The sequence below is a fragment of the Paraburkholderia oxyphila NBRC 105797 genome, from assembly GCF_000685075.1.
GTDB lineage: Bacteria > Pseudomonadota > Gammaproteobacteria > Burkholderiales > Burkholderiaceae > Paraburkholderia > Paraburkholderia oxyphila.
Genome location: NZ_BAYD01000016.1, coordinates 40,298 through 57,023, shown reverse-complemented (window position 1 = coordinate 57,023; position 16,726 = coordinate 40,298). Strand labels below are relative to the sequence as shown.

Below are 16,726 nucleotides of genomic sequence, written 5' to 3'. Positions count from 1 at the left end.
GACCGCCTGTCGTCTCGACGGACGGCCAGCCGATTACCACCTTCATAGCGGTGATAGAAATAATGGCAGAGAAATCTTCCATTGGCCCCTCGGCCAATATGCAGCGCAGGCAGTTGCTCAAATATGCCGGCGCCTCGGTTGCTGTGGGCGGATTAGCCTTTGGCCCCCGGCAGGCAAATGCCGCTGGCGCGAAAACCGCGGACAACCCAGAGGACGTCCTCGACGTCGTTATCGTCGGTGCGGGACTTGCTGGTCTGACTGCTGCGCGAGACCTGCATAGGGCCGGGTGCCAGTCCTTTCTGGTTCTGGAGGCGCGAGACCGTGTGGGAGGACGGACGCTCAATTACAACGTAGACGGAGGATACGTCTCCGAGGTCGGTGGGCAATGGATTGGACCCGGCCAAACCGCGATCGCGGATCTCGCACGCGAACTGGAGGTCGGTACCTTCCCGAGCTATTACGAAGGAAAGACAGTCGTTCTCGGCGGTGATGGCCGGGTGGAAGTCGATCTGAAGGGCACCTTCGGTACCGACGAGGCAGTCGGCGCGAAGCTCAGCAAGCTTTCACGCGACGTGCCTTCAGGCGCACCGTGGGCGTCTCCGAGGGCCAGTGAACTCGACACGCTATCGGTCGGAGATTGGCTGGCCAGACAGAATATCAAGCCGGAAGATCAAGTGGGATGGGATGCGGGAATCATTCTTTCGGGCGGCGTAGGGCCTGCGAAGATGGGCTTCCTGCATTTCCTCTCAATGATAAATTCAGCCAATTGCGACTATTCGCAGCTAGATGGCATCAAGCACAGCGCCCAGGAAACCCGTTTTATCGGCGGCTCGCAAATCCTTAGTATCAAGATGGCCCAGCAACTGGGCGACAAGGTGCGCCTGTCGTGTCCGATCCGCCAGATTTCCGACTGGGACCGTGAGGTCGTCACCTTGCATACCGATCGCGGCGAGGTGCGAGCCCGGGCAGTCATCATGGCCATCCATCCGGCCTTGTGTCATCAGGTGCAATTCAATCCGCCGCTGCCCGAAAGACGTGCCGCCCTGCAGCGTGCCTGGCCCGCGTATTCTCCGGCACGCAAAACTGCCATGGTCTATCGCCGCCCGTTCTGGAGGGATAAAGGACTAAACGGTCATATTTTCCAGTACAACGGACCAATCCTTTGGGCTTACGACAATTCTCCTCCTGGCGGGGAAATCGGGATCGTCAACGCTTTCCTGGCCAATGCGCTGGTTCCATCCGACACGGATGCCGCCAGGCGTATGCAGGTGGAACTCTATGCACGAGCCTGGGGCGACGAGGCCTTGTCTCCCGTGTCGTACCACGATCGCGACTGGGGTCGAGCCGATTCCTGGACCATCACCTGCATTTCTGCCATTCCCCCCGGCTTCTGGAGCGCGCATGGCGAGGCGTTGCGTCGGCCTTGCGGCAACCTGATCTGGTCGGGTACCGAGACTGCGGATATCTGGGCCGGCTACATGGATGGCGCCGTACGCTCTGGCCATCAGGGCGCCCTGCAGGCGCTCAATGTCTTGCGCCGGGTATGAGGAGGCGAAGATGAAAAAGGTTGTACTTGTCGCCATTTCTGCAGTTTTCGCTTTGCTGCTTGCCCTTTTGGGACCTGATTTTCTTGGTATTTACCGACTGCAGAGCTATGTCACTGCGTCGGCAGAAGCAAACCAGGCCGGCGGCGGCGCCTGGCCCCGTCTGGCCGATGCGTGCCTCAGTTGCCATGGCGTTAAAGGCAATTCGCTCAATCAGGGTTATCCGAGCCTGGCGGGGCAGCCCGCGTCATATCTAGCCGCTCAACTTCATGATTTCGCCAGCGAACAGCGAGCGAATCCGACCATGAGCCCGCTCGCGATGACCTTGAGTGATTCCGAGATCCAGTCTCTGTCGAGGTATTACTCGACGCAGACCGCCGTTGCGAACAACTACTTCCAGCCGGATCCCAGATTAAGAGCAAGAGGCGAGCTGTTGGTGGCACGTGGAAGTTGCGTGGCTTGCCACGGTGCCCGGCTGATGGGCCACGACCAATTTCCGCGACTCGCCGGTCAGAGCTATGACTACATCCTGAAACAGTTCGATGCGTTTGCAACCGGCGCGCGGAAGGAGCCGTCAGGGACGATGCAAACCATCGCCAAAGCACTATCACCGGAAGACCGCAAGGCGATTGCCAATTATCTTGCGGACCTTAACCGAGATAAAAAGTGATGAGTCGATCGAAGGTGTTATTGAGGAGTTAATCATGGATATTGTTAGATATTATCTGCTCTGCTTTGCCTGCTTCGTATTAGCGGTCACGGGGGCTTTCTATGGCACGAAACTCCTGATGAAACGCAACTACCTCCTTTCTGCGGAGTGGTTGATCGTTGCGATCTCAGCGACGAATTTTCTGGTCTACTTTCTCACTGAATGGCCGCCTTTATACCATGTCGCGCATTTTTTTGATGCGTTCACCAGAGCTTTCGGCGTCCCCGTCATCGGCATCCTTGGATTTATGACGGTTACGCACGGCTATAAGCCATCGATTCGTCAGGATATCGTGCTATTCGCACTCGCCTTCGGGGGGGCACTCGTCCTGGATACCGTCGAGTTCATCGCTCCGGCCTTGCCCTACTTCTACGTAGCGACGTGGACTTGTGTATCGATCTACATGGTCTATTTTGTCAAGAGATTGCTGGATGCCGGAGAAAAACTCCATGCAACAACAACGATCGTGGCTCTGATTACTTCGCAGGTCATTGCTTGTATTTACGATTTCTACAAGATTCCCGGTGAAGAGCATAACGTAGTGCTCAACTTCTATTTCATCGCGCTGCTCACCTGGGCGTACTTCATCGCTGTCACCTATTACGCCTGTTGCGCATTGGAGCGCAAGCAGGGCAAATGGATGACATTGAGCGGTTCCGCTCCCTGCAGAAACTAACGTCCTTTTCGGAGAAATGTGATGAATCTACCTTCGCGAAACGTTATGCACTTCACAGCCTGGAGCGCCATCATTGGCGGAGTCCTGGCCTACGTCAACGTCGTGTTGTCAATGATGGTGACCGGCTCGGACACGGATATGGTGCTTCACGGGCCAACGATGCTGGCGTTGACTTCCGATGCACGCGATTTGTTCCGGTTGTCTATGCTCAGCGACGTGTTCGGTTTCTATCTGGCGGTGCTGGTCATCGGAGGATATTTCCTGCACGTCTTTCGGGAGGAACTCGGCGGACTCGCCAACATGATCGGGTTCGCCATCGGAATCTATGCCGTGCTAGGAATCAGTGGAGCGGCCATGCAACTGGCGATCTTTCATCCGCTCGCGCATCTGTACGCGGGGGGGGACGATGCTACGAAGGCCGCTGCCGCGGCCGCGTGGACAACCGTCGCTAACGCAACCCAAAGCGGACTATGGTGGTGCGAAGGCCCCTTTGTGTTCTTTTGGGCACCCATCGCCGCCACGCAGCTGAAGAAGGCGGGATGGAAAGGATCGATCCTCCTGAAAATCGTCGGCTGGTTTTTCGGTCTTTTCTTTCTGTTCGGCTTCTTTCCAGACCTCGATGGACTTACGAGCATATGTGAAACGGTGGTCGTGCTCGTATTGCCGCTATGGATGATGTGGTTCGGCTGGCAGCTTTTTCGGCGCGCGGCAAAAAGTGTGGACCAGAGTCGCGTTTCGGCCGGATAGAGCGCCTCAGACGATGACATTGAAATCCCTGAGAAGAGATATGAGTGCCGTCGCGAAATAAGCGTCCCGACATCACCTCCGCAGAGATGCGTATCCGCCGAATCAATCATCGGTGGGACTCGAGTTGCCATCCTGGCAGAGACCGCGCTAAAGCTCTAGGCCGGCGAGCCCACTGTATGGTCGAGGTAGCAGTCCGGTATTTGGGGGATTTGGACGGCGCAGTATTCCATGGTTTCGGCCGACACGGGCCGAATGACACAGCGCCCGAAGCCCATTTTTTGTATGGCTAGAAAGGAGGAGTGACGCAAATGACTGATAGCGGTAGACACAGCGACATTACCATTTTGGGATTGGGAGCGATGGGGAGCGCGTATGCACGCGAATTCCTTAAGGCGGGCAAACATGTAACCGTTTGGAATCGCACGCCAAGCAAGGCCGATAGCCTGGTACGCGATGGGGCATTTTTGGCTCCAGATGCGAAAACGGCAATGGCTGCAAGTCCGGTTACCATCCTTGCCCTCGTCGATCATGATTCGATCCGCGATATCTTGTCTGATGATGTGCTGGCAGCTTCCACCGACCGTACTCTCATCGATCTGACGACGGGGACGGAAGCCGAGTTCAAGGAGATCGCCGCCCGGACTCGGGACGCCGGAATATCGTTTCTTGCAGGGGGTGTGCTGGCCTATCCACGGTCGGTCGGCAGCGCCGATACGGCAGTCTTTTGTTCAGGTGATGCCACTGTATTTGAAGAAAGCAGGGATCTTTTGCGACATATCGGCGGTACGCAGCACTATGTGAGCACGGATCCGGCGTTGGGTCTCAGGGTCTTTCTGGCGCTCGCTCTCATGGGTTTCGTGACGATAGGTGGATTTTTTGAGGCAGCCGCCTTCGCGGAAAGTTGCGGCGTATCCGTGGCGACTATGGCGGAGTATGTTCGAACCTCTGGGCAACCGTGGACGAACGAGTGTATTGATTACCTGAGCAAACGCATCTCCTCCGGTTCTGATGACGGGGACCAGGCGATCATTGATGTGTATGTCGACGGCTTCAAGGCGGTATTGTCTGATCTGCAAGGCGCAGGTGTCGGCTCGCGATCCCTCGGAGCGATCGTTGATTATGTGAAAATCGCCCAGACGACAGGCCTCGGCTCAAAAGGCTTGGCCGCGGTGTATGACGTGGTTCGCAATAACCTGCCGTAAGGCCGATGAAGGTTGCGCGGCGTTTTCCGGGAAGCAGGTTTGTGCGAATGTGCTGCGGATGGTGGCTCCGGTGGCCGGCTAGTTCGGGTTTGTCGACATGCTTGGTCAGCTCATTCGCCGAAGATGCGGGATAACGTAGATCCGTTCTCCAGATCGAATTGTTAGTATACCTAAACACAGGATTGAATATGGCGACCCTAATCGTGAGCTACGCAGAAACAGAAGGTAGGACGTTTGATCGCGAATATTATCTTTCGACCCATGTCCCGCTCGTTCGGGCAGCATGGAGCGAGTTCGGGCTGCAATCGGCCGAGATCCTGTTTCCAGCTCCAGGGCCTCAGCCCTTCGAATGCGTGGTGATATTGCGTTTCGGCGATCAGAGTGGAATAAACGCGGCTCTCTCGTCTGTAAAAACAGGTGAGGTGATCGGAGACGTGAAGAACTTTACCAGTATCGCGCCGTCTATTTTCCGCGCGGGTGATTAGTAGATGTCTATCCATCTTTTGGCCTGAGTTCGCGGCGTAAACCTTTAAAGTCATCATTCTTTTCTTTGTCACGACGCAACTGTGCTGTGGACACAAAATTGTGTAATCGGACCATGCGGTTGAGCTACCGTAGAGAAAGTAAGAAAACTACGCTATTACTAGGAATCTCTTATCAATGAATAAGTCCATTAATCTGACCGGTCGTGTTGCGATCGTAACGGGTGCCGGCGCTGGTCTTGGACGGGAGCACGCGCTGTTGCTCGCGGGCCTGGGCGCGAAAGTCGTCGTGAATGACTTGGGTAGCGACGTAACCGGCAGAGGCGGCTCGGCCACTGCGGCACAGAAGGTCGTTGATGAGATCGTAGCTGCAGGTGGCGAGGCGATCGCGAATGGCGCGTCGGTAACTGACTTCGAGCAGGTCCAGCGAATGGTCGAACAGGCGCTTTCGCACTGGGGGCGCGTTGACATTCTCGTGAACAATGCAGGGATACTCCGAGACAAGAGCTTCAGCAAGATGGCGCTCGACGACTTTCGCGCGGTAATCGAGGTGCATCTCATGGGGGCGGTGAATTGTACCAAGGCTGTGTGGGATGTCATGCGCGAACAGCAGTATGGCCGTATCCTAATGACGACGTCATCGTCGGGGCTCTACGGAAATTTCGGCCAGTCAAACTACGGTGCAGCAAAGATGGCGCTGGTCGGCCTGATGCAGACACTGGCTCTCGAAGGCGAAAGATACAACGTCCGCGTGAATTGTCTCGCGCCAACGGCCGGCACGCGTATGCTCGAAGGGCTGATGTCCACGAACGTTCTTGAGGCACTCGCCCCCGGCGCCGTTAGTCCCGCCGTGGCCGTGCTCGCGGGCGATGATGCGCCAAACCGCATGGTGCTCTGCGCCGGCGCCGGCAGTTTTGAAGCTGCGCATATTACCTTGACGCCAGGCATTTACGTCGGGACCGGAGAACAGGTGCCGCATTTGCTGGCGCAGCGGCTTGATGAGGTAAGCAGCCGCAGTGGCGAAATTGTGCCCACAGCGGGTTCCGTCCAGGGTGAGCTCGAATTGAAGAAGGCTGGTTTCGACGGAACCGGCGATGTGGAGCAGCAGCATGTGTGACGAGTCCAGCTTGACCACTGTTATCGCCAAGGTCGGCCAAGAGAGAAGCGCCGGTGCTGAAGGGTATCGTGACCGCCCACCGCTCTCGCGACCACAGCTTTCCGCACGCGTAGGTAGTGAACTTGGCGTGTCCGGATGGTTCTGCATCGATCAAGGGGCGATCAATGCCTTTGCCGACGTTACGCGAGATTGGCAGCCCATCCACATCGATGAGGAAGCCGCCCGCTCGGGGCCGTTCGGTATGACCATCGCTCACGGATTCCTGACCCTTTCGCTGCTCTCGGCGATGGCACTCGACGTTCTCCCGACGCTTGAAGGCCAGCGTGCATCCGTCAATTATGGACTGAACAATCTGCGCTTTGTCACTCCGGTACGAAGCGGCGACAGGGTACGCGGACGTTTCACCTTGAAGAATGTCAGCGAGCGAAACACCCGGAGTCATTTGCTAACGATAGGTGTCGTCGTTGAAATCGAGCGTCAGCCTAAACCCGCACTCGTAGCCGAGTGGCTGACACTCATCAACAGCTGACATTCGTTGCGTGGTTCCTGAACCGGATGCGGCCACGTCAACATTCGAATTTCACATCGATTTTTGCAGTATCTATTCGATCCTATGACAAGCGATCTCATTCTCTGCCGTGACGACCTGGATTTCGTTTTGTTCGACTGGCTGCAAGTGGAATCACTCGCCCATCGTCCGCGCTTCTCCGGCCAGGATCGATTCGACTACGCGTCTGTGCTCGACGTCTACGCGTCCCTCGCGACCGACTTTTTCGCGCCTCACAACAAGAAGAACGATTGTTATGAACCGGAGTTTGATGGGGAGCGCGTGACGATCAATCCGGAGGTTGCCGTTGCGCTGCGGGCATTTGCCGATGCAGGTCTCGTCAGTGCTGCCTTTCCGGCGCAATGGAACGGCATGAGTCTACCGGGCACCGTGGAGCGGGCAGGCATGGCGTACCTGCTTGCGGCGAACCCTGGCACGGCCGGTTACGCATTTCTCACCATCGCCAATGCGAACCTGCTCATCGCGCACGGCGAACGCGATCGCGTATCGCACTATGTAGAGGAGATGTCGGAGGGCCGCTGTTTTGGCACGATGTGCCTGTCCGAGCCGCAGGCCGGTTCGAGCCTCGCGGATATCCGCACGCGCGCGGTGCCGACCGGCGATGGCCGCTATCGCCTGTTCGGCAACAAGATGTGGATCTCGGGTGGGGATCACGAAATTTCCGACAACATCGTTCACCTGGTGCTTGCGAAGATTCCAGATGAAAACGGCCAGATACCCTCCGGCGTGCAAGGCATATCGCTGTTCACGGTACCACGCAAGCTGATCGGCGCGGACGGGCAGCCCGGAGAGCGCAATGACGTCGTCCTGGTCGGCATCAATCACAAGATGGGTTATCGCGGCACGGTGAATTGTGTATTGAATTTCGGCGAAGGGCGCTTCCGTCCGAACGGCGAGGCAGGTGCGCTCGGCGAGATCGTAGGCGAGCCAGGCAAGGGACTCGCCTACATGTTTCAGATGATGAACGAGGCACGCATCTCGGTGGGCCTGGGCGCAGCGGCGCTAGGCTATACAGGCTATCTGCACGCACTCGATTATGCGAAGACGCGCCTGCAGGGACGGCCGCGCGGCGAGCGCGACCCGACCGCGCCGCAAGTGCCCATCATCCGCCACGCTGACGTTCGGCGCATGCTGCTTGCACAGAAGGCGTACGCGTCAGGCGCGCTGGCGCTATGCCTGTATGCGGCTCGCCTCAGCGACGATATCCATTCGCTGGAGAACGCGCCCGCCCGCGACGAAGCGCAGTGCTTGCTGGATCTGCTTACGCCGGTCGTGAAGAGCTGGTCTTCCCAATGGGGCCTTGTGGCCAACGACCTCGCGATCCAGGTGCACGGCGGCTATGGCTATACGCGCGAGTACAACGTCGAACAGTTCTATCGCGACAATCGGCTCAATCCGATCCACGAAGGCACGTTCGGCGTCCAGGCGCTCGACCTGCTCGGCCGGAAGACGCGCATGAGCGGCGGTGCAGCCATGGATGAGCTCAACAGGAGGATCGCCAGTACCGTTGCGAGAGCGCGGGAGACCGCGTCATTGGGGCATCACGCCAGCACGCTTGAATGCGCGTGGGAGCGAATCCGCATTGTGACGGACGAACTGCATCGACTTGACGACACGGAACTTCAACTGGCGAATGCAGCCGCTTATCTTGAGGCATTTGGCCATGTGGTCGTCGGCTGGCTTTGGCTCGATCAAGCAATTGCTGCCAACACCCTTGCGAACGGTCCGCGCGCGAGTGACTTCCATCGGGGCAAACTCGCCGCCTGCGATTACTTCTTCGGGTGGGAAATGCCGAAACTCACTGCGTGGCTTGCCGTGCTCACTCCTGTCGAGACGACCGCGTTGACCATGCAAGAGCAATGGTTCTGAGCACGCACTTTCAGGACAGTCCACATGCCTGCCCGTGACCCTTTCCATCTGACCAAGGACGCATCATGATCGACGCAGTCATCGTTTCCACTGCCCGCACGCCTATCGGCAAGGCATACCGCGGTGCATTCAACGCCACGCACTCGCCCACCATGCTCGGTCATGCAATCCGGCACGCAGTGCTGCGCGCGAGCATAGAGCCCGATCGCATCGAGGATGCCGTGATCGGTTCAGTGCTCAATGCCGGTACTGCTGGACTTAATATCGCCCGCAACGGCGTGCTGGCCGCCGGACTACCTGTCTCGGTGGGAGCGCAAACCCTCGATCGGCAATGCGCGTCCGGCCTGATGGCGATTGCGACCGCTGCCAAACAAATCATGTGCGATGGCATGCAGGTGGTAGTCGCGGGCGGACACGAAAATATTTCGGCCGTGCAGACTCGCTATTTCGAGTGGCTACGGGGTGAACAAGATCCAAACGTGCTGAGTGCACAGCAGGATGCCTATATGCCGATGCTCGAAACCGCGGAGTTCGTCTCACGCAAGTACGGTATTGCCCGCGAAGCCCAGGATCAGTATGCGCTCGAGTCGCAGCGACGCACCGCCGAGGCGCAGGTGCAGGGTCGGTTTGCGGACGAGATCGTGCCACTGACTACGCGGATGATGGTGGTCGACAAGGTGACCGGACAGATGATGTCGAAAGAGGTCACGCTCACTCAGGACGAAGGCAATCGTCCAGAGACAACGCTCGAATCGCTCAGTGCGCTGGCGCCCGTTATGGAAGGTGGCGTCGTAACCGCCGGAAATGCGAGCCAACTGTCGGATGGCGCGAGTGCATGCGTGCTGATGAACGGAAATCTTGCTCAACAACTCGGCGTCGCTCCCCTCGGCATATACCGCGGAATGACTGTCGTCGGCACTGCCCCTGAAGAAATGGGCATCGGTCCCATCTATGCGATTCCCAAGCTCCTGAAGGTTCACGGGCTGAGAGTCGAGGACATTGGACTGTGGGAGCTCAACGAGGCATTCGCATGCCAGGTGCTGTACTGCCGCGATAAACTCAGCATCGATCCGGCACTGTACAACGTAAATGGCGGTGGAATCTCGATCGGACACCCATATGGTATGACGGGTTCCCGACTGGTCGGTCACGCACTGATCGAGGGTAAGCGGCGCGGCGCTCGCTACGTCGTAGTGTCAATGTGCGTGGGCGGTGGAATGGGTGCGGCCGGCTTGTTCGAGGTCGCTTGAACCCCTATTCCGAAAAACCTGCACGCAGGTTTGTAACCAGCACGAAAATTTCAAGCTTACGATATCACGTGGATATTTCGCATGACTACTCACAGCTCTAATCCGAACTACCTGGCATTGGTATGCGGCATGGTTGTCGGACTCATGGGTCTAAACACCATGCCTTTCATGATCGGGCACGCGGTTGAAGTGATGCGCTTGCCGACAAACGTTGCTGGTTGGCTTGCTACCGCAGAAACAGCCGGAGTTGCGATAGGATCGATGCTGGTTCCAGCGCTCGTCATGCGAACCCATCTACGCCCGTTGACGCTAATTGGCGCAACTATAGCAACGCTTGCTGATTTTTTTTCGGCTGGAGCGACTGACTTCACGACGTTCATCGCACTTCGTACGGCCGCTGGACTGGCGAGTGGAATCGTACTCGGTGGGGTGACTATTTGGATTGCAGGGACAGGGGACCCAGAGCGTACGTACGGGCGGGTCTATATGGGCATGTCATCAGGTTTTGCCTTGCTTCTGGTGTTGCTGCCTGCGGTTCAATCGCGTTTTGGTGGTAGCGCAATGTTTCTCGCACTTGGCACGATGCTTTGCGTACTCTCCGCGCTTCTAGTTCGTCAATGGCACGTTGGTCTATATCCGCAAGATCATCCAACTCAAAAAAAGCCATTTGCGTGGGGGGACGCGCTACGGCTTTTCGCCAGTATGACACTTGCATATTTCACCTATGGCGCGGCCTACGCGTTCTCTGAGCAAATCGGCGAGACCCTTGGCTTGTCTGCCACCGCAATCGGGGCGATATTGAGCGCGTGGATGATCGCCTCGATAGTTGGGTCCGGGGTAGCAGGATGCATTGGTCTTCGCTGGGGGCGAGCCCGCCCACTTTGCGGCGTTATCCTCCTTGCGGGAATTTCATATTTGCTCATTATGGGTGCGGAAACATCCGTTATGCTCCTGATTGGAATGGTCATATGCGGATTGACCACCATGTTCTATAACGCATACTCACTTGGAGTTGCGGTTGCGCTAGATCCAGTGAGTGGCCGCGTCGCCTCCGTGCTGCAGGGATATTCGCTAATCCCTTATGCATTTGGACCGGGAATCATGGGAACCCTGGTTTCTGGTGCCCATTTTAAATCGCTTGCATTTCCCGCCCTCGCAATCAACCTGCTTGCGATTGTTGTCGTGCTCCCCGTATTGACGCGCCTGGATCGAGAGTCGAGCGGGCACATGGTGCGAGCATAGCCGGGAAAACGATTCTGAATTTGTGGTCTAGTTAGTTAAATCTTGGATATGCGCACGCATACCGATACAGGAGCGGTGACCAGCTTGAAGATAGGGATTCCAAAGGAAGAAAGACCGGGCGAGCGACGTGTGGCCGCGACACCGGAGACAGTGAAGAAGTACGTCGCGCAGGGTCACACGGTCACGCTTCAGGCAGGCGCCGGCACCGGCGCGAGCTTTCCCGACGAGGCCTATGTGGCGGCGGGCGCGCAGGTCGCCGATGCGGTGGCCGCGTTCGGCGCCGAGCTGGTGCTGAAGGTCCAGTCGCCCTCGGTCAGCGAACTCGCGTTCATGAAACGCGGGGCGGTGCTGGTCGGCATGCTCGATCCCTTTAACGCCGAGAACGCGCAGAAGCTTGCCGAAGCCGGGCTCACCGCCTTCGCGCTCGAAGCCGCGCCGCGCACCACGCGCGCGCAGAGCCTCGACGTGCTGTCCTCGCAGGCCAACATCGCCGGCTACAAGGCGGTGCTCGTGGCCGCGAACCTCTATCCGCGCTTCATGCCGATGCTCATGACGGCCGCCGGCACCGTGAAGGCCGCGCGCGTGCTGATCCTGGGCGCGGGCGTGGCGGGCCTGCAGGCCATTGCCACGGCCAAGCGGATGGGCGCCGTGATCGAAGCCTCGGACGTGCGTCCGGCGGTGCAGGAGCAGATCGAGTCGCTCGGTGCGAAGTTCCTCGATGTGCCTTACGAAACCGACGAGGAGCGCGAAGCGGCGCAAGGCGTGGGCGGCTACGCGCGGCCCATGCCGCCGTCGTGGCTCGCGCGCCAGTCGGCGCTGGTGCACGAGCGCGCGAAACAGGCCGATATCGTCATTTCGACTGCGCTGATTCCGGGACGCGACGCGCCCACGCTGCTGCCCTCGGAGACGGTGCAGGCGATGAAGCCGGGCTCCGTGGTGATCGACCTCGCGGCAGGGCGTGGCCCCGTGGCCGATCCGGCGACGGGGCGGCGCGGCGGCAACTGCCCGCTCACCGAAGCGGACAAGGTGGTCACGCACCACAGCGTGCAGATCTGCGGCTACACGAACCTCGCGTCGATGGTGGCTGCCGATGCCTCGTCGCTCTACGCGCGCAACCTGCTCGACTTCCTGAAGCTGATCGTGACCAAGGAAGGCGCGCTCAATATCGATCTCGCGGACGACATCGTCGCGGCCACGCTGCTGGCACGCGACGGCGCCGTCACGCGCAAGACCTGAGAGGAGACCCGGCAATGGAACTGATCAACCATACCGTCATCAACCTGATCATCTTCGTGCTGGCCGTGTATGTGGGCTATCACGTGGTGTGGAACGTCACGCCGGCGCTGCATACGCCGCTCATGGCCGTGACCAATGCGATCTCGGCCATCGTGATCGTGGGCGCGATGCTGGCCACCGGGCTCACGGTGGGCGGCCCGGGCAAGTTCTTCGGCACCTTCGCCGTGCTGCTCGCGGCGGTGAATGTGTTCGGCGGCTTCCTCGTCACGCGGCGCATGCTGGAGATGTTCCGCAAGAAAGAGCCGAAGAAGTCCCCTGCGAAGGAGGGTGCGTAAATGAGCATGAACGTCGTTACGCTGCTCTACCTGGTCGCGTCGGTCTGCTTCATCCAGGCGCTCAAGGGCTTGTCCAACCCACGCAGCGCGCGCGTCGGCAACCTGTTCGGCATGGTGGGCATGGCGATCGCCATTCTCACCACCATCGCGCTGATCGCGAAGCAGTCCGCCCAGTTCGGCTCGAACCTCGGGCTCGGTCTCGCGTTGCTGTTCGGGGCGCTGGTGGTCGGTGGCGGCCTCGGTGCGTTTGTGGCCGCGCGCGTCGAGATGACCAAGATGCCCGAACTCGTCGCGGCCATGCACTCGTTGATCGGTCTCGCGGCGGTGTGCATCGCCTATGCGGTGGTGTCCGAGCCTGCCGCGTTCGGCCTCGTGGCCGAAGATGCGCCGTATCCGGGCTTCCTGCCGTACGGCAACCGCATCGAGCTGTTCATCGGCACGTTCGTGGGTGCGATCACGTTCAGCGGTTCGGTGATCGCCTTCGGCAAGCTCTCGGGCAAGTACAAGTTCAGGCTCTTCCAGGGCGCGCCCGTGGTCTACGCGGGCCAGCATCTGATCAACCTGATGCTCGCGTTCGGCATGATCGGCTTTGGCATCGTATTCTTCATCACACAGTCGTGGCTGCCCTTCATTGCCATGACGGCAATCGCGTTCGCGCTGGGCGTGCTGATCATCATCCCGATCGGCGGGGCGGACATGCCCGTGGTGGTGTCGATGCTGAACTCGTACTCAGGGTGGGCGGCGGCGGGCATCGGCTTCTCGCTGAACAACGCGATGCTGATCATCGCCGGGTCGCTGGTGGGCTCCTCGGGTGCGATCCTCTCGTACATCATGTGCAAGGCGATGAACCGCTCGTTCTTCAATGTGCTGCTGGGCGGCTTTGGCGGCGAGGCGGGCGGCGCGGCGACGGGCGGTGCGCAGGAGCAGCGCCCGGTGAAGTCGGGTTCCTCGGAGGACGCGTCGTTCATGCTGGGCAACGCCGAGTCGGTGGTGATCGTGCCGGGCTATGGCCTCGCAGTGGCACGCGCGCAGCACGCGTTGAAGGAACTCACGGACAAGCTCGTCGAGAAGGGCGTCGACGTGAAGTACGCGATTCACCCGGTGGCGGGCCGCATGCCGGGGCACATGAACGTGCTGCTCGCGGAAGCCGAAGTGCCGTACGAGATCGTCCATGAAATGGAGGACATCAACGGCGAGTTCGGTCAGGTCGACGTTGTGCTGGTGCTCGGCGCGAACGACGTGGTGAATCCGGCGGCGAAGAACGATCCGAAGTCGCCGATTGCCGGCATGCCGATCATCGAGGCGTACAAGGCGCGCACAATCATCGTGAACAAGCGCTCGATGGCGGCGGGTTATGCAGGCCTCGACAACGAACTGTTCTACATGGACAAGACCATGATGGTGTTCGGCGATGCGAAGAAAGTGATCGAGGACATGGTGAAGTGCGCGGGCTGATCTGAATCTGTTATTGAACCCGCCGAAAGTTACTTTGTAATACATCGTTTTCACGATGCCGCCGTGCCTTGCCGGCACGGCATTTTTTTATTAGAGGAGTCTTTGAATGAAAACATCCCGCCGCACCTTTATGATGACCAGCGCCAGCGTCGCTTCCAGCCTGGCACTGTCGCGGCTGGTTTTTGCCGATGCGGCCACGGTGTCGGAAGCCGATTCCACGGCGGTGGCGCTTGGCTACAAGGCCGACGCCAGGAAGGTCGACAAGGCCAAGTTCGCGAAGTATGCCGCCGGCCAGGACTGCAGCAACTGCACGTTCTATCAGGGCAAGCCAGCCAGTGCATTCGCCCCGTGCCCGATGTTCGGCGGCAAGCAGGTCTCGGGAAAGGGTTGGTGCGGTGCTTATAGCAAGAGGGGTTGATTGAGCGGTTCATATCGGCGATCGGTGCTTCGTTTTGCTAAAACAGATGCAGTACACATACACGAAAGGGCGTACTGACTGAGCATCGCTCTACACCGCCGCCTACGACCGATCAAGGAGGGTTGTCCGGACTTGTGCCGACTGGCGCAGAAGCCATCATCGTCGATCGTCAACGGGCGGCCCGTGATGTAGCGGCATTGATTTTCGGTGAGGCGTTCAAAAGCTAGCGCCCACCGTGCAATCGACTGATGTTCGGCGAGCGCGTCGATGCGGCCGTCATAGACGTATCTCCTGTGGCGCGGCAGTGAAGACATCGGTCCAATCCACTTGATGGGGAGGCTGGCGTGCATCCACCGCCATTTACTTCCTCCATGAATGTTCCACTGACGAGGACGCCATGGAAGCAGGTCAACTGTTCCTTGTCTTCCCTTCTTCTGTTGTACGTCGGGTTCTCCCAAAAATCTTGTATCGGACGCAAGCCAAAGCTGAATTCAGAAGTAGCCAACGTCATCGCGTCACTCCCTTTACGGCTTACCTCGCACCAATCGGTGTTTTTCACCATGGTCACGCAACGCCCCTTGATTCTAGGTCAAATCGATGCTACTATTAGGTCATTGCAACGATAAATGTAGGTCAAGTCTAGGTGGTTGGACTCGGGTTCCGAAGCGCAGTTAGCAGGGTGGCGGAAAGTTTGTCGGGTGCAATGGTGACTCGTGGGACATGCCATGGAGCGTGGATTTGTCGGGAGACGGTGATGATCAGTGTGCTCAGCAATTGGATTTATATTGGTAGCAATGCGTACGACGAGTACACATTCGTTCCCTGGCTGAACAAAAATGTCTACCGGCGGACGGTGGATCTCAATAGTGTCTGCATGCTGTAAGGCGCTCGCTCAGCGCCATTGTCTCTTCTTCGTTCATTGCCTGCACCTGCACCTGCACCTGCTGCGCGTGTCAGCAACAACTCCAGAAGGCCGTGGTGAATCGCCTAGTCTCCGCAAACGAGATGCGGGCTTGCGAAGAAAAGCGACGCGCAACGGTGCCATAGAGAAAATGATGGCATTTACTACGTAATCCCATGTATGCCAAACCCGATGGAGCCGACTCACGGACTCGGTACCTATCAGGCCAGCTGCGGCCTACTGGAAGTCGCGAGTCAATCCGTTTCGAGCTTCGGTAAAGCTCGTTGGAGTATCCTGTCCACCAGCGGCGAGGCGATCCATCGTGTGATTGCGCTCGCCTTGGGTGAGCATCTGGACGACGCGAACGATACGAGCGTGGCCACATTCGAATGAGCTGTTGGCGTAGGCCATTGCCATGTTGCCCCAGTTTTGAAAGCGGATTGTGCGAGTTGAGCATGTTGGCGTAGCTCCAACTCGTCGGATAGCTTCATCGAGCATCTGCTCGATCTACTTGTCATCGTCAGAACGCATCTGACACCGCACGCCACCACGCCGGACTTGAAAAGGTACCGCTCCGGTTCTTGGGTACTGCCGCAAAAAAATGACTGGTTGCGATCGGGGACACGGTTACCGTACGTACGCGGCATCATCGGCTGATCAGATATCGAGCTATTTGCCCGGCATGGCCGGGCTGTTTTCGCCGCGGAAATTGTTGCCGTAGCGGGCCACGTCGGTTTCGGTCTGCCACGCGCTGCAGCGATTGCGAGAGCTGTAGCCGTTGGTTTGCATAATTTTGTTCCCGCGAAATGGCCGTGACACGGCCGCAGCACGGGCCTGTGGGAACAAATTTACTGCGCGCAATTCTGCACGATTTTGTTCCTCCGGCGAGCACTCGAAGCAATTTTGTATCTTCGCCAGCGCTTCCTCATTCGGTATCGCTCGTCGGCCGCGCCTCGACGGGACGTTGCCGAAACA

Annotated in this window: 15 protein-coding genes; all 15 read left to right on the top strand. The window is 58.5% G+C overall.

Annotated features, from left to right (window positions below):
- Positions 1-62: 62 nt before the first annotated feature.
- The 15 genes from BO1_RS13695 to BO1_RS13625 all read left to right on the top strand — a co-directional run bounded on the left by BO1_RS13695 (position 63) and on the right by BO1_RS13625 (position 14,850).
- On the top strand, positions 63-1,547 hold the full coding sequence (locus tag BO1_RS13695) for a flavin monoamine oxidase family protein (RefSeq protein ID WP_028218040.1): 1,485 nt from the start codon (positions 63-65) through the stop codon (positions 1,545-1,547).
- Between the two features lie 10 nt (positions 1,548-1,557).
- Complete coding sequence (locus tag BO1_RS13690) at positions 1,558-2,214, top strand: c-type cytochrome (RefSeq protein WP_028218039.1); 657 nt, start codon at positions 1,558-1,560, stop codon at positions 2,212-2,214.
- 34 nt (positions 2,215-2,248) lie between these two features.
- Entirely contained in the window at positions 2,249-2,929 is a 681-nt protein-coding gene (locus tag BO1_RS50950) for a hypothetical protein (RefSeq protein ID WP_043284768.1), read from the top strand.
- A gap of 21 nt (positions 2,930-2,950) precedes the next feature.
- On the top strand, positions 2,951-3,676 hold the full coding sequence (locus BO1_RS13680; protein ID WP_043284766.1) for a hypothetical protein: 726 nt from the start codon (positions 2,951-2,953) through the stop codon (positions 3,674-3,676).
- Between the two features lie 308 nt (positions 3,677-3,984).
- Positions 3,985-4,878 carry an NAD(P)-dependent oxidoreductase gene (locus BO1_RS56340; protein WP_052409454.1) on the top strand — a complete coding sequence of 298 codons (894 nt, stop codon included), beginning with the start codon at positions 3,985-3,987 and terminating at the stop codon, positions 4,876-4,878.
- A 188-nt stretch (positions 4,879-5,066) separates the two neighbouring features.
- On the top strand, positions 5,067-5,363 hold the full coding sequence (locus BO1_RS13670) for an EthD family reductase (protein WP_028218037.1): 297 nt from the start codon (positions 5,067-5,069) through the stop codon (positions 5,361-5,363).
- A gap of 175 nt (positions 5,364-5,538) precedes the next feature.
- A complete protein-coding gene (locus tag BO1_RS50940; protein ID WP_043284764.1) occupies positions 5,539-6,477 on the top strand; it encodes an SDR family NAD(P)-dependent oxidoreductase in 939 nt (312 codons plus the stop codon).
- Positions 6,478-6,487: 10 nt separating this feature from the next.
- Positions 6,488-7,006: a MaoC family dehydratase gene (locus BO1_RS50935; RefSeq protein ID WP_245643788.1), complete on the top strand. Its 519-nt coding sequence runs from the start codon at positions 6,488-6,490 to the stop codon at positions 7,004-7,006.
- A gap of 84 nt (positions 7,007-7,090) precedes the next feature.
- A complete protein-coding gene (locus BO1_RS13655; protein WP_028218036.1) occupies positions 7,091-8,914 on the top strand; it encodes an acyl-CoA dehydrogenase in 1,824 nt (607 codons plus the stop codon).
- Between the two features lie 65 nt (positions 8,915-8,979).
- Complete coding sequence (locus BO1_RS13650) at positions 8,980-10,164, top strand: acetyl-CoA C-acyltransferase (protein ID WP_028218035.1); 1,185 nt, start codon at positions 8,980-8,982, stop codon at positions 10,162-10,164.
- Between the two features lie 81 nt (positions 10,165-10,245).
- Positions 10,246-11,406, top strand: a complete 1,161-nt coding sequence (locus BO1_RS13645; RefSeq protein ID WP_028218034.1) for an MFS transporter — start codon at positions 10,246-10,248, stop codon at positions 11,404-11,406.
- A gap of 84 nt (positions 11,407-11,490) precedes the next feature.
- Positions 11,491-12,642 (top strand): Re/Si-specific NAD(P)(+) transhydrogenase subunit alpha, encoded by a 1,152-nt coding sequence (locus tag BO1_RS13640; RefSeq protein WP_028218033.1) that lies wholly within the window; start codon positions 11,491-11,493, stop codon positions 12,640-12,642.
- 14 nt (positions 12,643-12,656) lie between these two features.
- Complete coding sequence (locus BO1_RS13635; RefSeq protein WP_028218032.1) at positions 12,657-12,977, top strand: NAD(P) transhydrogenase subunit alpha; 321 nt, start codon at positions 12,657-12,659, stop codon at positions 12,975-12,977.
- Positions 12,978-14,432 (top strand): NAD(P)(+) transhydrogenase (Re/Si-specific) subunit beta, encoded by a 1,455-nt coding sequence (locus BO1_RS13630; protein ID WP_028218031.1) that lies wholly within the window; start codon positions 12,978-12,980, stop codon positions 14,430-14,432.
- 106 nt (positions 14,433-14,538) lie between these two features.
- Positions 14,539-14,850 carry a high-potential iron-sulfur protein gene (locus BO1_RS13625; protein WP_028218030.1) on the top strand — a complete coding sequence of 104 codons (312 nt, stop codon included), beginning with the start codon at positions 14,539-14,541 and terminating at the stop codon, positions 14,848-14,850.
- Positions 14,851-16,726 lie beyond the last annotated feature (1,876 nt).

Excerpts from the sequence above, each read along its gene's own strand:
- BO1_RS50940 (WP_043284764.1), top strand. The coding sequence starts at position 5,539 with ATGAATAAGTCCATTAATCTGACCGGTCGTGTTGCGATCGTAACGGGT.
- BO1_RS13695 (WP_028218040.1), top strand. The coding sequence starts at position 63 with ATGGCAGAGAAATCTTCCATTGGCCCCTCGGCCAATATGCAGCGCAGG.
- BO1_RS13650 (WP_028218035.1), top strand. The coding sequence starts at position 8,980 with ATGATCGACGCAGTCATCGTTTCCACTGCCCGCACGCCTATCGGCAAG.
- BO1_RS13625 (WP_028218030.1), top strand. The coding sequence starts at position 14,539 with ATGAAAACATCCCGCCGCACCTTTATGATGACCAGCGCCAGCGTCGCT.
- BO1_RS56340 (WP_052409454.1), top strand. The coding sequence starts at position 3,985 with ATGACTGATAGCGGTAGACACAGCGACATTACCATTTTGGGATTGGGA.
- BO1_RS50950 (WP_043284768.1), top strand. The coding sequence starts at position 2,249 with ATGGATATTGTTAGATATTATCTGCTCTGCTTTGCCTGCTTCGTATTA.
- BO1_RS13690 (WP_028218039.1), top strand. The coding sequence starts at position 1,558 with ATGAAAAAGGTTGTACTTGTCGCCATTTCTGCAGTTTTCGCTTTGCTG.
- BO1_RS13635 (WP_028218032.1), top strand. The coding sequence starts at position 12,657 with ATGGAACTGATCAACCATACCGTCATCAACCTGATCATCTTCGTGCTG.
- BO1_RS13645 (WP_028218034.1), top strand. The coding sequence starts at position 10,246 with ATGACTACTCACAGCTCTAATCCGAACTACCTGGCATTGGTATGCGGC.
- BO1_RS13680 (WP_043284766.1), top strand. The coding sequence starts at position 2,951 with ATGAATCTACCTTCGCGAAACGTTATGCACTTCACAGCCTGGAGCGCC.
- BO1_RS13670 (WP_028218037.1), top strand. The coding sequence starts at position 5,067 with ATGGCGACCCTAATCGTGAGCTACGCAGAAACAGAAGGTAGGACGTTT.
- BO1_RS13655 (WP_028218036.1), top strand. The coding sequence starts at position 7,091 with ATGACAAGCGATCTCATTCTCTGCCGTGACGACCTGGATTTCGTTTTG.
- BO1_RS13630 (WP_028218031.1), top strand. The coding sequence starts at position 12,978 with ATGAGCATGAACGTCGTTACGCTGCTCTACCTGGTCGCGTCGGTCTGC.